At 44.6% G+C, this 16,537-nt stretch carries 24 protein-coding genes and 1 tRNA gene; 7 read left to right on the top strand and 18 right to left on the bottom strand.

Translation table 11 applies throughout. The annotated features are described in order from the left end of the window. Positions 1–46: 46 nt before the first annotated feature. Positions 47–625 (bottom strand): hypothetical protein, encoded by a 579-nt coding sequence (locus I8U21_RS03995; RefSeq protein ID WP_037996599.1) that lies wholly within the window; start codon positions 623–625, stop codon positions 47–49. A 100-nt stretch (positions 626–725) separates the two neighbouring features. Next, entirely contained in the window at positions 726–854 is a 129-nt protein-coding gene (locus I8U21_RS15150; protein WP_255516922.1) for a hypothetical protein, read from the bottom strand. A 227-nt stretch (positions 855–1,081) separates the two neighbouring features. On the opposite strand from I8U21_RS15150, the gene I8U21_RS03990 reads away from it, so the two are divergent. Beyond that, entirely contained in the window at positions 1,082–1,723 is a 642-nt protein-coding gene (locus I8U21_RS03990) for an RNA-binding protein (protein ID WP_037996597.1), read from the top strand. Between the two features lie 376 nt (positions 1,724–2,099). Here I8U21_RS03990 and I8U21_RS03985 read toward each other — a convergent pair. Beyond that, positions 2,100–2,248 (bottom strand) — tRNA-OTHER (locus I8U21_RS03985). Positions 2,249–2,707: 459 nt separating this feature from the next. Here I8U21_RS03985 and I8U21_RS03980 point away from each other — a divergent pair. From I8U21_RS03980 to I8U21_RS03960, 6 genes are all read left to right on the top strand, one after another. Then, the gene (locus I8U21_RS03980; protein WP_198053340.1) at positions 2,708–3,052 is read left to right on the top strand and encodes a hypothetical protein; all 345 of its coding nucleotides are present in this window, start codon (positions 2,708–2,710) and stop codon (positions 3,050–3,052) included. A gap of 297 nt (positions 3,053–3,349) precedes the next feature. Continuing rightward, positions 3,350–3,484 (top strand): hypothetical protein, encoded by a 135-nt coding sequence (locus tag I8U21_RS15145; protein ID WP_255516921.1) that lies wholly within the window; start codon positions 3,350–3,352, stop codon positions 3,482–3,484. Between the two features lie 192 nt (positions 3,485–3,676). Then, positions 3,677–4,216: an HMG-box domain-containing protein gene (locus I8U21_RS03975; RefSeq protein ID WP_198053339.1), complete on the top strand. Its 540-nt coding sequence runs from the start codon at positions 3,677–3,679 to the stop codon at positions 4,214–4,216. Then, a complete protein-coding gene (locus I8U21_RS03970; protein ID WP_198053338.1) occupies positions 4,213–5,268 on the top strand; it encodes an ICP22 family protein in 1,056 nt (351 codons plus the stop codon). Before I8U21_RS03975 ends, I8U21_RS03970 begins: the two co-directional genes overlap by 4 nt. Positions 5,269–5,374: 106 nt before the next feature. Then, positions 5,375–5,800: a hypothetical protein gene (locus tag I8U21_RS03965; RefSeq protein ID WP_232337493.1), complete on the top strand. Its 426-nt coding sequence runs from the start codon at positions 5,375–5,377 to the stop codon at positions 5,798–5,800. Positions 5,801–6,129: 329 nt separating this feature from the next. After that, entirely contained in the window at positions 6,130–6,987 is an 858-nt protein-coding gene (locus I8U21_RS03960) for a DUF3800 domain-containing protein (RefSeq protein ID WP_198053336.1), read from the top strand. A 166-nt stretch (positions 6,988–7,153) separates the two neighbouring features. Here I8U21_RS03960 and I8U21_RS03955 read toward each other — a convergent pair whose 3' ends face one another. The 15 genes from I8U21_RS03955 to I8U21_RS03885 form a co-directional block, all read right to left on the bottom strand. After that, entirely contained in the window at positions 7,154–7,843 is a 690-nt protein-coding gene (locus tag I8U21_RS03955) for an N-acetylmuramoyl-L-alanine amidase family protein (RefSeq protein WP_198053335.1), read from the bottom strand. Then, positions 7,840–8,082, bottom strand: coding sequence for a hypothetical protein (locus tag I8U21_RS03950; protein ID WP_198053334.1), 243 nt, complete (start codon positions 8,080–8,082; stop codon positions 7,840–7,842). The genes I8U21_RS03955 and I8U21_RS03950 overlap by 4 nt, the downstream gene beginning before the upstream one ends. 6 nt (positions 8,083–8,088) lie before the next feature. Further along, complete coding sequence (locus I8U21_RS03945) at positions 8,089–8,376, bottom strand: hypothetical protein (protein WP_198053333.1); 288 nt, start codon at positions 8,374–8,376, stop codon at positions 8,089–8,091. An 11-nt stretch (positions 8,377–8,387) separates the two neighbouring features. Next, positions 8,388–8,645, bottom strand: a complete 258-nt coding sequence (locus I8U21_RS03940; protein WP_198053332.1) for a hypothetical protein — start codon at positions 8,643–8,645, stop codon at positions 8,388–8,390. A gap of 5 nt (positions 8,646–8,650) precedes the next feature. Beyond that, positions 8,651–10,021 (bottom strand): Gp37-like protein, encoded by a 1,371-nt coding sequence (locus I8U21_RS03935; RefSeq protein ID WP_198053331.1) that lies wholly within the window; start codon positions 10,019–10,021, stop codon positions 8,651–8,653. Position 10,022: 1 nt separating this feature from the next. Next, positions 10,023–11,384, bottom strand: coding sequence for a phage tail family protein (locus I8U21_RS03930; RefSeq protein WP_198053330.1), 1,362 nt, complete (start codon positions 11,382–11,384; stop codon positions 10,023–10,025). Continuing rightward, positions 11,381–12,523: a phage tail protein gene (locus I8U21_RS03925; RefSeq protein ID WP_198053329.1), complete on the bottom strand. Its 1,143-nt coding sequence runs from the start codon at positions 12,521–12,523 to the stop codon at positions 11,381–11,383. Before I8U21_RS03925 ends, I8U21_RS03930 begins: the two co-directional genes overlap by 4 nt. Before the next feature lie 78 nt (positions 12,524–12,601). Next, the gene (locus I8U21_RS03920; RefSeq protein ID WP_198053328.1) at positions 12,602–13,921 is read right to left on the bottom strand and encodes a phage tail tape measure protein; all 1,320 of its coding nucleotides are present in this window, start codon (positions 13,919–13,921) and stop codon (positions 12,602–12,604) included. A gap of 188 nt (positions 13,922–14,109) precedes the next feature. Continuing rightward, on the bottom strand, positions 14,110–14,502 hold the full coding sequence (locus I8U21_RS03915) for a hypothetical protein (protein WP_198053327.1): 393 nt from the start codon (positions 14,500–14,502) through the stop codon (positions 14,110–14,112). Beyond that, positions 14,502–15,095 carry a major tail protein gene (locus tag I8U21_RS03910; RefSeq protein ID WP_198053326.1) on the bottom strand — a complete coding sequence of 198 codons (594 nt, stop codon included), beginning with the start codon at positions 15,093–15,095 and terminating at the stop codon, positions 14,502–14,504. Before I8U21_RS03910 ends, I8U21_RS03915 begins: the two co-directional genes overlap by 1 nt. Beyond that, positions 15,096–15,413: a hypothetical protein gene (locus tag I8U21_RS03905; protein WP_198053325.1), complete on the bottom strand. Its 318-nt coding sequence runs from the start codon at positions 15,411–15,413 to the stop codon at positions 15,096–15,098. Beyond that, entirely contained in the window at positions 15,410–15,757 is a 348-nt protein-coding gene (locus tag I8U21_RS03900) for an HK97 gp10 family phage protein (protein ID WP_198053324.1), read from the bottom strand. The genes I8U21_RS03905 and I8U21_RS03900 overlap by 4 nt, the downstream gene beginning before the upstream one ends. After that, the gene (locus tag I8U21_RS03895) at positions 15,750–16,052 is read right to left on the bottom strand and encodes a phage head closure protein (protein ID WP_181732316.1); all 303 of its coding nucleotides are present in this window, start codon (positions 16,050–16,052) and stop codon (positions 15,750–15,752) included. Before I8U21_RS03895 ends, I8U21_RS03900 begins: the two co-directional genes overlap by 8 nt. Beyond that, a complete protein-coding gene (locus I8U21_RS03890) occupies positions 16,042–16,332 on the bottom strand; it encodes a head-tail connector protein (RefSeq protein ID WP_198053323.1) in 291 nt (96 codons plus the stop codon). Before I8U21_RS03890 ends, I8U21_RS03895 begins: the two co-directional genes overlap by 11 nt. An 8-nt stretch (positions 16,333–16,340) precedes the next feature. Continuing rightward, positions 16,341–16,523 (bottom strand): hypothetical protein, encoded by a 183-nt coding sequence (locus I8U21_RS03885; protein WP_181732314.1) that lies wholly within the window; start codon positions 16,521–16,523, stop codon positions 16,341–16,343. Positions 16,524–16,537: the final 14 nt, after the last annotated feature.

The following is a 16,537-nucleotide window of genomic DNA, read 5'->3' as shown; positions in this document are numbered from 1 at the left end:
TCACATGATAACATACCGACGCCGGGGGAACTCCCAAGCGATCGCTTTATACAGTCACAAAGCCGCTTTTTTTCATTATGTATTCGTGAAACTCCGTAAGCCCTTGGTAATCATCAACCGGCACTGGTATGCGCGGTTCCAAACCGATGCGGATATACATGCCGTCTTCTTTTGCTTCTTCGTACGGATACCTTTTAAGCAACCACAACGCATTTTCCTTGAAATCCGCGATATCCGAAGCAAACGAGCATCCGCTGTAAATCATACCGATTTTTCTGCTTTTCATTTGTTGATACGCTTGAGTGTTTCCTTTTCTTTTTTCCCTCATCATTTGGACATAAAAACCGACAGCTCGCGGCGGGAATCCCAAAGTCATCCCCAAAATGCGGTCTGTGTCCGCTAACGAAAAAGTGCTTTGTTTCAACTCTTCTTCAAACCGGTGACGCATGAAGTCGGTTTGAAAAAACAAATAAAACCGGTTACCGGACAATAAGTCGTAATCACGATGACTCACATGCGGATAGTTCGCCAATAAAAAATTCAAGTGCTTTGTCGTCTGTTTCAAGCCGAGTATTTCCAAAAATGCAGGCTTGTATCCCTTTAAAAAAGCATCTGCCGTTTTCAATGGACTTTGACTCCTTCAATGGATGTTGCTAATACTTATTCCACAGGATCATTCTTATTACCTTGGTATAAAAAGAAAACTCCCGCTGTGCGGGAACAACTCATCCCTCATATTCTTCATAATCACATTCGTCACAAACCACATATCCGTCTATGGTTTTATGCAGCTTCCCTTCTCCACAACGGGGACATGTTTTCAAACCGGGGCTTATCTCTTGAAAACGGCTCACGCCAACACACCTCCTCCTTTATTATATATAAAATTCAATCATTTCTGTATATTATTAATAAACTTGGAGAAGATTTGAATAAGACGCGACCCAATTATCAATCTGTAATTGGTATAAAAATAAGAATAACAATAAAAATCAAATTAAATATCATCTATATAAAACTCTTGAATATTTTTATAAATCTAGTGATAGTAGAATTAATTAAGTGTAAAGGAGCTTAATATATGAAAAAAATTTTTATGTTATTCACATTACTAACACTAACAATTAGCTCTTTCATTCCTTCTTACAGCCATGCAGCAGGAATTAAAATGAGTGATGCAGAGCTGGACAGTACATATGAGGTAGTTGATGGAGATGAACTAGTAACAAACTTGCCGAGCACTGGGGAAAGCCTAACACTAGAACAACTCTTTCAAAAATACAATTTAGAACCCGCAACTAATATCCCTCAAGGAACAGAAGTCATTAAATTTGATAGTGTTGAGGCAGCTGATAAATTCTTTACAAAAATCAATAAGGACGCTGAAAACCCAATAATCGAAGACTCTTCATTTAGTACCCTTGCGTTAGGAACAACTCAAGTAAGATCTGTATCGTTTGGATTCTCAAAAATTAATCTTTATGCCGATATTACTTGGAATAGTAATAAAATAATTACAAGCTGCCGTGCTTGGACAACACATACAGGTGTGACTTTTTCTCTTGGGTGGGACCAAAAATATGCTTATTGTACTCCAACAAGCGGCTCAAGAACCACTATGGTAAAAGGTGGAGGAACAGGTAAATGGGTTGTATTTGTTCAGGGAGTCGGAACCGTTTACTCTAAAGACATCAATATTCACTATGGATATACTGTACCGTAAAATTTCAATATACTCCACCATAACAAAATCAACAGGAGTTGGTTAAAATATTTAGTATCGCTACTCTTCTGTACCAGACATTGATGTTTGTATTTGGCATTGTCATCATTGGGGCCATTATTTATTGGGTGAAGAAAAAAAACAAGTAATGCTGTGTAAAGGGGATTCGTCAGAAGGAATCCCCTTTACTTTTATATATTCACCAAAAAAAGAGGCGAGCCAAAGGTCACCTGAAAGGAGGAAATGAAATCACCTGTAAAAAATCGCACTCTATGTTAACAACTAAGAAAGTATCCTTCAATCCTATACTGTCTGTCTTGTCCATTTTGAAAGCAAAACAAAAAAAGAGCTCCGCTGTTGCGAAGCTCTTGGCGTTTGGCGGAGAGGGTGGGATTCGAACCCACGGTACGGGAAGCCCGTACAGCGGTTTTCGAGTTCGACGACACCCGTTTTTTATTGTTTATATGGGTCTGATATGTCCAAAAAACAGCGGTTTTGTACATTTTTATGCCTGGTCAACCCTCCATGTTGCTAACGTTCGTTTGCAATATGTTTGCAAATGGTTTGCAGCGTGAACAGACCGTGAACAGTTACCGTGAACGGTTCTGAAAAACTGTTCACACCTAAAATTTTCCATTGTTCACATTGTTCACGCCAAAAATTAAAACCGTTCACGCCCCTTAGCCCTTATATTATCTACATTCTCTTTTGTTAAGTGAACAATGTATACAATGTAAACGATTAAATAAAGTTGTCAAGAGATAGGGAGATTAGAGAGGTTAGAGAGGTAAAATGACCTCTCAAATACCCTCTATACGCTCTATTAGGGGATAGATGTTTTGTATTGTTCACATCGTCTACACTGTGCACGGAATTTTTAGACAAAAAAGTCTTGACTTGATTGTAATAACGCGAATATACTGATTTTAGACAGACAGTCAGTCTTATATGACTAAACATTCTTGTTAAGGGAGAGATGATAACATGGCTATTTGTGCGAGATGCGGAAGGTTTGTAAAGAATGTGTTTTGGTGGGATAAAAAACCCTATGGTAAGACGTGCTGGCAAAAGACGGCAGAACTGAGTCAGCCCGAACCGGTTGAGGAGGAGTACGATTTTGAATTCCAAAGTAAACTGAACCCGACAGTCAGCTACGCGGTAATGCTCGAAGAGGCGCGATTTAGCACAGCGGCATATATCTATGTATTTAAAGATGGTGAGAGGCGTTTATTGCTCCGGCATTTTTTCAAGCCCTGGGAAAGCCCCGATCAAAAAACGCTTGAGGAAACCTGGGAGGAGGATTTTTTGCAACGGGAGCAGTGGCTCTAACCGCCCCCTTATCTCCCCTATAAAGGAGGTGAGTCATATGCCTAAACGCCGGATCCAAAAAGGTGAGGAGATCCACTATAAAGGTTACCGGTTGGTGTACTTAGGAAATGGCAGACTTCGAGTTTACAGCCCTGAGGGTCAGTTGTTGGTCCATGAGGGCACAGCAGAGGATTGTAAGTTGGTTATTGAAAGCCATTTAAAAAAGACACCCCCTGAAGGCCGGAAGCCATAACAGGGGGACGCGCTTTAGCTCATAAGAAAATGGGAGACTAATCCCACACAAAGGGGATATTGCTATTGTATCAGAAAAACGCGAAACGGGAAACACTGATTATTCTGTCTGGAAAGCCGGGGCAGATCATGCAGGAATTGGGATTACTGCTAAACACCCACGGCCGGCATACGCCGTTACTGGCCGTGAAGCAGGGATAAATGACATCAGAAACCGGTGGGGAGGAGGTTTAAGACCTCTCCCCTATCGCTTTTTAGAAAGGAGTAGTCAGAAAATGCTAATTGACGCAATGACAAGGGTTTGGCCCCTCTCCCCCACCGGGGAAGGCTCCAAAATCCCTGGGGAGAGACGACGAAATTGGCAATCGAAATTTCGAAAGAGGAGGGTTTGAAATGCTGACCAGATTCAAAGTCAGAACCAATTTGAAGATGTATACCGTGGTAGTCAAGTACAGCGCCGACCGTGAATTGTTCGAACTGGACGTCTATGAAGGAGAACCACATTTTCTAGACGGCACGTGTAAATACATCGGCGAGGCGGAATGGATTGGAGGTTACAAGGATGAGGAGTTTACACACGTAATGAAGCCAGTGGAGTTGGCCAAAGAAGTTATTGAGACGTGGGAACGCCCAAAGCGTTTGGAGGATTACCTAAGACTAAAGCGACATGTGATCGAACTAAAAGAGATCGGGAAGGACTCCGCCCAAGAGACACCATCCCGATCTCGGAAAGCCGAACCGGTCGTTTATGACTACCGAGACCGGCTCGAAGCTGATCATATCAAATATTTGCGCGAAAATCCAGAAGCTTTGGACCAGATGACCAAGAAAGAACGCGACAAGTGGTTAAAATCCGATGTTGAGCTACGCTTGCGCTACTATGAATGGAAGGCACTTGCCGTATCCACCAATGAGGAAGGGGACGAAGAATGAACCTCAGCATCTTCTCTTTTTGCCGGTACGGTGCTTACTTGGTTCTTCTTTGCAATGTGGCCATGTCGTATGCTCACGCCTTGGATTTATTCCACGACCTGGTGGATCTTCCCTATGAGATCTTGTATCACGTGGGCGTAATCTCGTTGGACATGGTATTTATCCTCTCAGTGATGGTATTAACGGAGTCCGGGGGCCGTGGTTGGCCCCCTTGGCTTTGTTTCATCTTCGGGCTTGGCTTCACCACTTGGTCAAACATCCGCCCGGCGGTACAAGCCGATAACTGGGAAGGGATCGCTTTGGGCATATGTACGGTGGTCGCCTTGCTCCTCCTTAAAATCATGATCTCTTGGATGGAGCGAAATCCCGAGTTGTTTGGTCAGGCACTGGGATATAATCCGGGGCCGGGATCCGCCCAGATGGGAGAAGTGGGAGACCACCGGGTGACGGAAATCTCCCAGATGGGAGAAATGGGGGATCACCGGGTGGCGGAAATCTCCCAGATGGGAGAAATGTATATCCCGGAGGAGGAGGAACCGGGCGATAATCTCCCGGTGGGTGAAAGCGAATATCCCGCGGGTGATGAGTGGGAGGAACCGGGAGAAACCAGCCAAGCACCTGGGGTTGAACCGGATGGGAACGATTGGGAAGAAGAGAGCGAACCGGAACCGGTAGACGAACTGGGAGATGAGGATATCCCACCGGTAGACGAACCGGTAGAAAATCTCCCAGACGATATCCCGGTGGGAGATGAACCGGGAGAAGAAGTTGAAGGAGATCCCCCGGATATCCCAGAACCGGGAGGTGATAATCCCCCACCGGGTGAACTGGATCCGACAGAACCGGGAGACGATCACCCACCGGGAGACGTGGAGGATTTAATGGGGGACGACAAATCACCCGGTTTAGAAAAAACGTTAACCAAAGCCTTGGAGATCATCCAATCGGGTGAGAAGTTGCCGGGTCGTCGGAAACTCGCCGAGATCGCCGGCACAACAGAGCACTATGCCAAACGAGCCAAAGAAATCCTTTCAAGCCGGGGAATTGCGTGAAATCCTCGGCTTATTTCTTGTGGGAAAAATAAGGCCGTATCATTTCATGTTCTATTGCGTACACTATGAACAAAGTGTACAATAGGAGGTGAAAGGAGAAATGCTTATGCAGGCTTTAATGGCGACGGAAGTTAGGAGAAACTGGTCCTCTGTGTTTGATTCGGTCGTTCGTCAGAAGCCGCAGCCGATCCGGAAAAACCGGGACCATGCTTGGTTGATTAATGATCAGCAGTTAAAGGATGTATTAAGCCGTTACCGGTTTACACTGAAATATGAAGTGGATGAGACCGGCGCTTATTGTGGCCACTTGGAGGAAATTGATATTGTTTGCGACGCGCCAAACCTAGAAGAGTTAAAGAAAGAAATGGCCCGCGATCTGATCGAATACGCTAAAGAATACATGGAAGATTTCCAGCTCTATTACGTAGCTCCGAACCGCAAGAAACACTTCCCGTATGTCCTTCACGTTTTGAACCAGAACAACATCCAGGAAGTTGCTGCGCTGCTCGATGCCGAAATGGAAGGAGCTTAAACGGTACTGCGAGCGGGACGGTTGGGAGCTTTATAAAGACACAGATCATTACTTTTACCGCAAGATCTTAGAGGATGGGACCGTATTGAGGACAAAGGTTTCCAAAGGTTCGGGAGAAATCCCGCCAGGAAGATGGAGGCAAATACTTAAAAGACAACTGAAGACCACACAGGAAGAGTTCAACAAAAAAATTTAACCCCCTTGGCAAAAGCAAAAGCCGAGGGGGTTGCTCGTGAAATTTGAAAAATTTTATAGTTGATTGGTTAGGAGTTTCTTATTTAATATTATAATAGAATTAAGAAAATATAAATTAAAAGGAGTTGCAAAATTTGGGGGAATGGTGGGAAAAGCCGACATTAATTGATTATTGGCCTAAGGATGTTGATTCCTTGATGGCCTTAGATGAAAATGGGACGACTGATCTACAATTCGTAAGCAAGAATTTACTTGATTATTTGTTTAATAAGAAAAACTCAGATTTAGACCATAATAAATGGTTCACTATTACTGGAATTGTAATGGATCACGATCAATATCCATCCTTCCGCCATAATATAATTGAGTTAAAAAAGCAGTATTGGGAAAATGGGTTATACCATTATAAGGACGGTTTAAAACGCGTTGTATTTCATTCAAGAGAGATACGCAAAAGATTGGGACCGTTTAACCCAAAACTAATAAAGTATAACGAATTTATAACTGATATTTCGAAATTAATTAAAAATACCACTTTTTCGATATATAGTTCTTCAATAAACAAAGCCAAACATGTATTAAAATATTCAGATCCTTTCCCTGTTTATACTTTGTGCTTGGAATTTATTGTTGAACGTTATTGCAGGAAATTAAACGAAGAAAATAAAAATGGAATCTTATTACTTGAATCGAGAGGCAAGAAGGAAGATAAAATTATACTGGCTCACATAATAAACATCTTAAAACATGGTAACTGGTTATGGTCTTCTAGCCATTTTAGTCGTATTAAAGGTGTTTACTTTAATCCTAAGTGGTCTATGCAACAATCATCAAAGGCATCATATATTTTGTTAGAGCTGGCTGATCTTGTATCTTATCCAATTCATAAGTATGTAAAGACAGAAAATAAAGATAAGGCGTTCAATATAATAGAACCAAAGTTTTTTAACTACCCCAACATTTCAGGTTTTGGGTTGAAAGTATTCCCATAAAAAAATAAAACCGCCATATGGCGGCCGTCCGGGCTAACCCCGAACCCTACTTATAGTATATACAAAGTAACAGCTAATATGCAACTGATAAAAAGAAAAATGGGCTAGAAATTCTAGCCCATTTTTAATAATCCTTGTTCCATTAAAGCCAAGGGGTTTCTTTTGTTTAGAGTTTTTTCAGGTTAATCTCTTGTGCCTCATTTCTTACTGCATTCAAAACCGCATCCGTGATTTTTGATTCATAGGCTGTATCATAGATTACCTGCCCGTCCACGGTGATCCGGTACATAGGTTTTGGTTCTTTCTTCTGGAGATTGAATATTGCCGCTACTCCTTCGACGATGGATTTGGCCAAGCCATCCAAGAATGCATCGTCTTTGAGCAGCTGACTTTCTCGCTGATTCGTGATAAACAGATTTTCTAAAAGAACTGCCGGCATCGCGGTTTCCCGCAAAACGGCAAAGTCTTCTTTTTTCTTGCCTCGATCTCGGATATCAAAGCTCGAAAGATAGCCCATAATGTGTGAGTGGATTACATCTTGATACTTGGCCGTTGTTTGGCTGGCATAGGGATGGATGAATGATTCAAACCCATGGGCAGAAGAGCCCGCCGCATTGTTGTGGATCGAGATGAAGAGATCCGCCCCGCGATCGTTAGCGAATTTGGCACGATCGCTCAAACTAATAAAGCGGTCATCCCACCGGGTGAGACTGACCGCCACTCCTTCATATTGGCCAAAGTGATCATTGATCTTTTTGGAGATATTCAATACAACGTCTTTTTCCTGAAGACCATGACCAATTGCGCCTGGATCCTCTCCCCCATGCCCGGGGTCGATTACCACGTATACACTCATCGAGACTTACCTCCTTTGATCAAGTTTTTCGGTCCGGAATAAAGCCCGGATGCGGAAAGCCCCAAAACGATCCCTTGCAAAATTCCTTCCAAAAGGCTACCTGGCAAAAAGAAAACACCAGCCACAACACCCAATGCCAAAGAAGCAAGCGGGGCCCATCGGTTAGGTAACCCCAACTGCTTCAGTACTTCACAAACTCCTAGAATGACAGGGATTAACGCATATTCAAGACTTTCCATCAATTATCATCCTCCTTGCACAAAATAAAAAAGCACTCCGATCCCTGTTGTGATCAAAGCGCTGACAGTGGCTTTCCATGTCCAATCGTGTTTTTTCTCGATCTTTTTCGCCAAGTCTAAAGCGTCTTCTGCCTTATTAAGTGCTTCCCTGCTCCTCTCATCTGCATTATGCGCGCTCTCCATTTTTTCTTCCATTTTGTCCAGCCTGGCCTCAATCCGATGTAAGGATCCGGCCATCCTTTGAATCATGTCATACATCTCCTTATTTGAGATCACGACTCCGTTGTCTTTCATGATGTCGCCTCCTACAGTTTAATATCTGTGTTTTGTCTCTGGACTAATTGAAGGCATGCTTCCCGGACAGCTGAGTCTCGATCCGGTTTGGAAATATTAAGCGCCACTTTTTCATTTTGATAAAGTTCCCATTCACCTGTTGCAGGGTTCAGTTCGCAATACACCAAGAAATGATATGGCCAGGAGGAGCCATCTTGAGGGTCAATCCTGACAACGATCTGGGTATCGGTCAGTGGGTAGTACTGGAAAATAGGTTCAAAACGAGCCAAGCGTATCACTCCCCTTGCGTTCTTTTGAAGAGATTTTGGATCCAGCCACTATGATTAGCGGTTCTTTTTTTATCGTTCAGTCCGTATAGGGGTGCTGGTGCGGTTCCCAGTCGAACCTGAACACTTTCCCCACGTTCATCAATCGCCCCCGATATCTCTCGGATAATGACATCGTCATTGCCGAGCGGGGTTTGGACGCGGACTCTATCCCCCAGAAACCAATCAGCGTGATATCTCATCCCTTCTTTGTCAATCACATCCGCTTCTATGATGGTCTGACTGGTGGCTTTCCTCAGCTCATCATAAAGCTGGGCTTTTAACGCTTCGATTTCTTCAGCGTGTGTAGTGTCAGTCGTGGACCGTTTAAATCCTGAAAAGCTCCTGAAACCCTCTCGGTCTCCATACACCGCTCTTGATGGTTCATCCCCGGAATGAGCAAAAACCCTGTCTGCTCCGTCTCCGGATCCTCCGATTTGAATAATGTTTGCCTCTGGCGCTGTTCTTGTTCGGCGGATCCGCAAAATATTCCCTTCATCTTTGGAAAAGATAATGGAGCGCGTCTTATCTGGGCATGCCTTGAACTCAAACGTAATCCACCAGCCGCCGTTAAATGTGTTACCGATTGAGGCATCATATTCCATTTTTGAAACCAAGACAATCGGATGCGGTGGCTTCCACACGGTTCCGTCACTGTTGTAGACCGTTGATTCGCTATAGTTTACGATCTGTTCCAAGATATCCATCATCGGGTCGCCCCTGGTTACGATCGGATTGGGATTTGGGAAAGTGGCCAAGTCGCCCGATGGATAACGTTCAGACCCGACATCATTGGCTGAACCCTGTGTAAATTTGACATACAATTGCGGGATCCTCCGTGATGGATCAGCGTCCTGGGCCTTGTTTTTCCCGAAGATATCCCAGAAACACTCCGAGCTAGACCGCGATGGTTCCTCTGGCCGTTGTCCTCGGTCATTCGGGGTGTAATCGGTGTGGTTCCCCGCGGCATCCGTCATATATGGAGACTGGAAAATCCGAGGGTGGGCTAACGCCAAGGACCGAGCAACAAAATCCATCTCATCCCCGCCTATGAAGGTCATAACCTCCCCGTTCTGATCAAATGAATATTCATGATCAAGAAGCGGACCCGAAAACAGATATCGCCCGTCACGCTCCACATAAATCCCACCGACACCTTTATTGCCAGGAGTCAAAAGCCCCAGGAGTTGTTTGGTTGACTCTGAATGGTATGGAAGAGTCAACACCCACTTCCCCAGGGCGTTCATTCGTAGTGTATATTGGAGGTTTATATAATCGGTTACTTCCCAGATAAATTGTAGGTTAGCGTTTCGGATCCTGATTCGATATTCCGGCTTCATCTCACACCCCCCAGTATGGAGTTTCAATATAAACATGGTATCGGCCGTCTGATTCCGCCCCGTCAATATCCACATCCACGGCAAAGTTATTGGTGCTCCGTGGCGGGATAGTATGAAATTTGTTGGCTGTCGAATCAATAGAAGCGTAAAGATTTGTCCCGTCATCAAGCTTTATAGTGCGGGACTTTGTGTTGATGATGAGACGCCGATTAGCTGCGACAGTAGTATTAACCTTTAGCCGTTCCGAGCTTCCCTCAGCGGGTTCTCCGGATCCCCCGGTTTGCCATATGGCCAGGTCCGGGTTTGAACATCGGCCATCAACCATCACGATTGGGTAAGCATCATAATCGCCATCGTTTTTGTAATACACGAAGTTTTGAGCGCTTTTAGATTCTAGCAATCCTGTTTCATACCAGAACGGGTCAAAGGCCCGAAAAACAAGAACAAGTTTTTGAAAGTATCCAACGCCTTTTGTATCGCGGGTTTCCTCGCCTTCTAACCCTTCTTTATACATACAATAAAGGCGGCGTTCGGTTCCGTCTGTATACCTCGCATACAAAGCACCATCCGTGCCGATTAACTTTGCTGTGAGGTTTCTGATTTTCTCCCTTAAATCTTCCGGGCTTTTGCCTTCAACTAAAATCCCCAATTCCACGTCCCGGGGTTGAACGTCCATGAACTGAAGAACGCTCCCCGGGCGGAAAGGGACCCGTTGTTCCACCAAGGTAACGGGCGGAGCTTGCGCACCAGTGCGATGGTATAACAGATAATAACCGGTTGAACCATCAAAACGAATTAACTCCGTGCCCGGCGTCTCCGCGATGCTCTCAACGTCCCAGGTTACTTCAAAGTCATCAATATAGACGGCGTCGGTCTCCCCTCCATCCTTTTGTCCGTCTTTGTCATACTCAAAAGTGACCGTGCATTGTCCCCGTTGACTCGTCTCGATCTCACCCAATGTCCACTGAAAATACGTCCCACTGGTGATATAGTTGTGGACCAATGAATTGTTAAAGTAAACCTTTAAACCGTCGAACCCTTCTTCAGAATCTTGATAGTACATATATCTGATCCTTACGTTTCTCGCGTATGAAGGCACTTCGAAAACAAAATCTATCCGGGCGTACTGGTGGACTCCGGCGATGCTTTCCATGGGTTCGCTCCGGATCGAGTATGTCCCAGTGTTGGCACGGTGATCCGTCTGAAGCCACCCGGTGGTGGTCCCGCTCATAGTTGATGGGTTCCTTATCGTGAAAGTCGCCCCGGGGAATGTTTCGAAGGAATCCTGAAGCGTCAACCGTTCGGAAACATCAAAACGGATCGTCGGTTTGGTCCCGTAATACATGTATTTAATTCTGCTCAACTCAACCACTCCTTGCGACGAAGCGCATCAATCACGCTTTGGCCGGTCAGATCCGGGCCATAGTTGTAAACTGTGATATTGTTCACTCGGTCGTTTGATGTGCTTACTAATGCACCTGAACCCTGCTGAGGCATTGAAGCGGTTGCGAGCTGATCAGATACTCGCTGGATATTCCTGATTGCTGACTCCAGACCAAGAACAAACCCTTGGCCAGTGTCTTTACCTAACTCCATCATCACTCGGGAAGGGGAATGGATCCCAAGAGCACTTTTAATGCGGCTTTTGATGCCGTCCGCAATCTCTTGAGCTTTTTTCAAAGCTCTATCTTTCAAGCTGCTTATCCCATTGATTAAACCTTGGATGATGTCTTTTCCGATCTGATACAGATTTATCCCCTTCAAAAAGCTTACGATGGAATTCCAAATATCAGTGACTTTCTTCTTAGCGCTGTCCATCTTGTTTTGGATCGTTTGTTTCATCGATTCCCATTTTTCGCTTGCTTGAGTTTTAATGTTTTCCCATGTTTGAACTAACCAATTCTTAATTGCGCCCCATATTTCCACTGCTTTTGCTTTGATCGTGTCCCAGTTTTGCCAAACTAAAATACCTATTGTGATTAAAGAAGCCAGTACACCTATAGCAATTAAGACTGTTGAAGATGCAACCCCAAATGCACCAGCCAGCAAACCTATTGTTGCTGTGATTCCGCTGATGATAGGCCCTAAGACTTTTAGCACACCCAATAAGGTCCCTACTACCCCAACGATAGTCATGATCGTTGCCGCAAGTTGAGGATTGTTTTGGATAAAATCAGCAATTTTCATCACGATGTTTGAAATCTGATCTAAAAGAGGGGAAAGGGCAGTCTGTAGTTCCTGTAATGCTTGCTTGAACTTCACCACCGGATCGTTGTCTAGCTGTTGGATAGATTCATTTAGCTGCTCTTGATTCGCCTTCAAATCAACTACTTGGTTTTTTGCGTTACTGATCGTCTCAATAATTGCAGAGCCCTGGTCTTCCCACATTGTCAATTTGTTATCGCAAAGGCTTTTTATCCTCTGCTTCCGGAGGTTTCCCCCATACCCTTTCGGGATACGGTCGGTCAATTCCGACCCGGTTCGGCGTACATTTTCAACCAACAAAAAAAGCAACCGCGTTGTTGGTTGCCGGACACTCTTGGGCGGATTATTGCTCCCCTAACGCTCACCGCCTACGCTCTACGGTGCGGGGTGGTGTACCCCGTTACCTCGGTGTTGGCGTACCTTCCTAAAAGGTGGCTCTAGCTTCCACCGATTTTGCCCGGTTTTATTTCGGCACAACTTCCGTTTACCGAAAATAGCCACACCAAGAGCGTTTTTCTGTGTTTCATTCTCGACATTTGAAAGAGCAGTTGCTACTTCATTCATTGCATTTTTTCCGGCCTCACCGCCTTCAGCAATAGCCTGCCCCCATTTTTGTAGTTGTTGGGCAGAAATATTTGTGCCTTCCAACAGCTCCTGCACTGCTTTTGGTACTTCTTGACCGAACTCGGCCAATCGAATCCGTCCTTCTTTGAGCCCGTCCGTTAAGTTGTCTATATTCCAAGTTTTTGTTTCGATGCCGGCGGCGAAGATTGCCTGAATTTCCTTCGCTTCATATCCGGCCATTTTTAGCTGTTTTCCATACTCAGCCATGATATCCAACTGCTCAGGCGGGAACCCCATTCTCAGAAGAGCATTCATCATCGCCACTGCTTCATCATTGGAAATCCCAAGGGCGGCTGCAAATTCATTTGCTTCCTGAATGACTTCCTGAAAATCAAGCCCGGCATAAGCCCTAGTAATTGCGGCTGCACCTTTGACAATGCGTGTATTGGCTTCATCTGATGCATCAGCATTTAAAGCCCACTGGCGCCTAACACCTTCTAATGCTTCTTCCTGGTCCCCAATGTAGCTTGTTACTGTTTTTACCGCGTTTTTAACAGACTCGACAGATTCAGCCGGCACATCCATGGATATTTCAATGCTTGTATTTAACGATGATAAATCCAACGCCGCTGCTACAGCACCCGCCGCGCTTGCAGCGCCAACAGTCTCGAGCTGGTTTCTTAATTCCCCTGCAGCTTCTTTTGCTTTGTCAAGACTCTCAGCAACTCGGTCCGCATCTCTTCTAGTGTTCTTCAGGCCTTTAGTTTCATTAACAGATTCCAGCTCCCGCTTAAATTTGCTTAATTGGGCTTCGGTGAACTGGATCTCACGCCGAAAAGCGCGGTATTGATCCGCCCCGATCTCACCACGCTGGAATTGTTGCTCAACCTGTGCCTGAGCTGCTTTGAGACGGTTTAATCGCTCTGTTGTGTTTTCTATTTGCTTAGCTAAAATTTGTTGTTTTTGTGCCAGGGCTTCAACATTGCCTGGGTCTAGCTTTAAAAGGCGTTCCACATCACGGAGTTCTTTTTGAAGTTCCCGACTTCGTTTATTTACATCCGAAAGTGCTTTGTCCAGCCCTTTTGTTTCTCCATCCAGCTCAATGGTAATCCCTTTGATTCGTTGGGCCATCAACTCACCTCCTTAAAAGGCATCAAAATCCGCTTGTGTCGCTCGTTTCACTGACTGTTTATGTTTCTTCGGGTTGTTCATCTCGACATACTCTTCGATATAGTCCAAACACATTGTGATTGTCATTTCTTCCAGATCAGCCCGATTCAGACCGCAGTGTTTGCATATAAGGAGAAAACTCTCTGTCTTTATCGGCTCTTTTGATACTGGTGGCGAGTCTTTTTTTTAGTCCCCATTACTCCTTCTAAAAGCTCAAACAAGTCAGGTAAAACGTCTTCCAATGAAAACATGTCAAATTGATCAAACCAAGTTTCAGGATCTGGGATAGATTTATCCGCATTCTTAGCCATGGTCCATATCAAGTTGTAAAAAACTTCAAAGTCTACATGATCGATATATTTCAATGCATCTTGATCAACTTCGTCTTTATCTAGATCCAAATCTTTTAGCGGGAACAACTTAAGAAGTTTCAAGATGTCACTGAAAAAGTCGCGCCCAAATTGTGACTTATAGCGAATAGGAAGCGCGGCCGTAGCTTTTAGCCGCACTTCTTTCCCATCAATCGTTACCGTTTTTTCCATTAGCTTTCATCTCCTCCACCACCGCTACCATTTGAACCTTCATAAACCGCATCATACCAAGCATCGTAAACAGCAGCAGGCGTTGTCTCTGTTGTCTTCGTCTTGACTGCGCCATCCGTAGAACGTGGACTGGCGGTGAATGTCAGCTCGTTGGGTTGTACTTCCACCGTGTCCGTCTTTGTTGCACCTGAGATCGTCGGGCGGTTTGCCGCACAGTTGTACAGAACGTGGCGGACCGCTTTTTCGTCTCCGTCGAACTCAAAAAGTAAAGCAAATGGCTTGCCTTTTAAGGTCACTTTTTCTGTTAAAACCATATCTGTTTCATCTTTTTCCTCTCCCAAACAATCCACTGCGAATTGTTCAGGGATAACGGCGATAGAAAGCGTTCCCTCATATCCTTGGTTGTTGCCGGCTGAATAGTAAAGAACATCATCAGCGTAGAATTCCACCATATCCCCGCGAGGCTCAAGGGATAACTCAACCGCCCCGGGGATCGGGATGGGGGTGTCATAGGTAATCGTGTTTGTTGCGCTGTCATAAGTAAACGTCGCATAATGCACGTTTTTCAGGCCAAACTGCACACGGTTTGCCATTTAAACCACTCCTATTTCGTAAACTTTTTGGAACAAGCGTTCCGATTCAATATAAGTTTCTGTTGTCTGATAAGGGAGATCGTTTTCATCAAGCAAATCCTCAAGCATCGCCTCAGCTTCCAAATCCTTTTTTTCTGTGTAAAGTTCAATGTTTATGTTTCGGCCTTTTTGCCAGGTCCGGTTGTCAGCATGAATATTGTCGCTCCCCACCTCTACATAAGTAATGAAAGGGATACTTGGAGGTGGCCCTTGAAAATGCGAATAGGCGACAGGAAACCCCGTCGCCTTCAGGATTTGAACAAGTTCAGAAAGTGTCATCCTCTAATCACCTGTTCCACCCGCTTTGTGTATTCATCAATGGCCTTTTCCTCTGCCGGGCCTATATGCGGAATGCCAGGAACACGGCCGCCGTTTACTTTTGCGTGGCCATGTTCGAGAAGGTGAGTAAGTTGATAGTCGGTCCGATTGTAGACCACTTGAGCCGTGCCAACTTTCTTCCTGGACCATCCTTTTGCATAGTCCCCGGTCAGACGCGGGCTAGTTCTTTTCAAGACTTTTACTGTTTCTTTGGCCACTTCCTCTTTGGCATTTTCCATCCCCTCTGTGACTTCGTTCGTGTACTCTGCCAGGGCTTTGGCAATTTCTTTTGCAATATCAACCATCCCTAACCACCTTTTCACAAGTGAGCTTGGTTTTTTCTCCCCTTGTTGCTGACCGGATCACTCTATATAGCTTACCTTCATGTTTCAGACGGTCTTCACCCTGGTATTCAAATGAATAGATTTCAAACCGCTTTTCCGGCTTTAGGCCCTGTGCGGAAGCCTCATAAAATTCTGCCGTGCTCACTTCTAACTGATTCGCATATACCATGCGTTCATCTTCTCTTTCAATCGGATTCCCTATTTCGTCATAGTCGGTTTCAACAGATATGAGAAAGATTACATCCTTATGTCTCATTTGGAAAACTCCTATAATCGCCATATAGTGATAGATGTTGTTTAAACATGGTATATACATTTTCAAACCGTTCAGCATCCGAATTATCATACCCGAAATAAGCTTTGCAATAGTAGATGATTGCTTGTTTGATGATCGCATCCGGCATTGTTGCATTAACTTTTGTTTCATCAACACCCGCTTGCACCAGGTCAATTTTTGCCGCTTCTATTAAATTTTCCACTTCACTATCAAAAGCGCTGCTGGTTATCCGCAGCGCTTTTTTAACCTCTTCTAACATTCAACCACCTACTTTTTTCCTTCAGGTGACTCCTCGTCTTTTTTCTTGGTCTTAGGCTTCCCTTGCAAAAAACCTTTGTCAACCAACTCGTTTATCCGTTCCTGGCTTTCATGCTCGAAGTATTCACCTTTATTAAAAAACCTAAACGTCTCCCGATCTCGGAAACGGCGTTTCACCTTCAATCTTGGCATAGTCACTCTCCCCC

The sequence above is a fragment of the Thermoactinomyces sp. CICC 23799 genome, from assembly GCF_016055145.1.
Lineage (GTDB): Bacteria > Bacillota > Bacilli > Thermoactinomycetales > Thermoactinomycetaceae > Thermoactinomyces > Thermoactinomyces intermedius.
This window is presented reverse-complemented; position numbering and strand designations above follow the sequence as displayed.

Bases quoted from the DNA above. Each gene is read 5' to 3' on its own strand.
- I8U21_RS03990 (WP_037996597.1), top strand. From the start codon at position 1,082: ATGAAAAAAATTTTTATGTTATTCACATTACTAACACTAACAATTAGC.
- I8U21_RS03980 (WP_198053340.1), top strand. From the start codon at position 2,708: ATGGCTATTTGTGCGAGATGCGGAAGGTTTGTAAAGAATGTGTTTTGG.
- I8U21_RS03975 (WP_198053339.1), top strand. From the start codon at position 3,677: ATGCTGACCAGATTCAAAGTCAGAACCAATTTGAAGATGTATACCGTG.
- I8U21_RS03970 (WP_198053338.1), top strand. From the start codon at position 4,213: ATGAACCTCAGCATCTTCTCTTTTTGCCGGTACGGTGCTTACTTGGTT.
- I8U21_RS03965 (WP_232337493.1), top strand. From the start codon at position 5,375: ATGCAGGCTTTAATGGCGACGGAAGTTAGGAGAAACTGGTCCTCTGTG.
- I8U21_RS03955 (WP_198053335.1), bottom strand. From the start codon at position 7,843: ATGAGTGTATACGTGGTAATCGACCCCGGGCATGGGGGAGAGGATCCA.
- I8U21_RS03950 (WP_198053334.1), bottom strand. From the start codon at position 8,082: ATGGAAAGTCTTGAATATGCGTTAATCCCTGTCATTCTAGGAGTTTGT.
- I8U21_RS03945 (WP_198053333.1), bottom strand. From the start codon at position 8,376: ATGAAAGACAACGGAGTCGTGATCTCAAATAAGGAGATGTATGACATG.
- I8U21_RS03935 (WP_198053331.1), bottom strand. From the start codon at position 10,021: ATGAAGCCGGAATATCGAATCAGGATCCGAAACGCTAACCTACAATTT.
- I8U21_RS03920 (WP_198053328.1), bottom strand. From the start codon at position 13,921: ATGGCCCAACGAATCAAAGGGATTACCATTGAGCTGGATGGAGAAACA.
- I8U21_RS03915 (WP_198053327.1), bottom strand. From the start codon at position 14,502: ATGGAAAAAACGGTAACGATTGATGGGAAAGAAGTGCGGCTAAAAGCT.
- I8U21_RS03910 (WP_198053326.1), bottom strand. From the start codon at position 15,095: ATGGCAAACCGTGTGCAGTTTGGCCTGAAAAACGTGCATTATGCGACG.
- I8U21_RS03905 (WP_198053325.1), bottom strand. From the start codon at position 15,413: ATGACACTTTCTGAACTTGTTCAAATCCTGAAGGCGACGGGGTTTCCT.
- I8U21_RS03900 (WP_198053324.1), bottom strand. From the start codon at position 15,757: ATGGTTGATATTGCAAAAGAAATTGCCAAAGCCCTGGCAGAGTACACG.
- I8U21_RS03895 (WP_181732316.1), bottom strand. From the start codon at position 16,052: ATGAGACATAAGGATGTAATCTTTCTCATATCTGTTGAAACCGACTAT.
- I8U21_RS03890 (WP_198053323.1), bottom strand. From the start codon at position 16,332: ATGTTAGAAGAGGTTAAAAAAGCGCTGCGGATAACCAGCAGCGCTTTT.
- I8U21_RS03885 (WP_181732314.1), bottom strand. From the start codon at position 16,523: ATGCCAAGATTGAAGGTGAAACGCCGTTTCCGAGATCGGGAGACGTTT.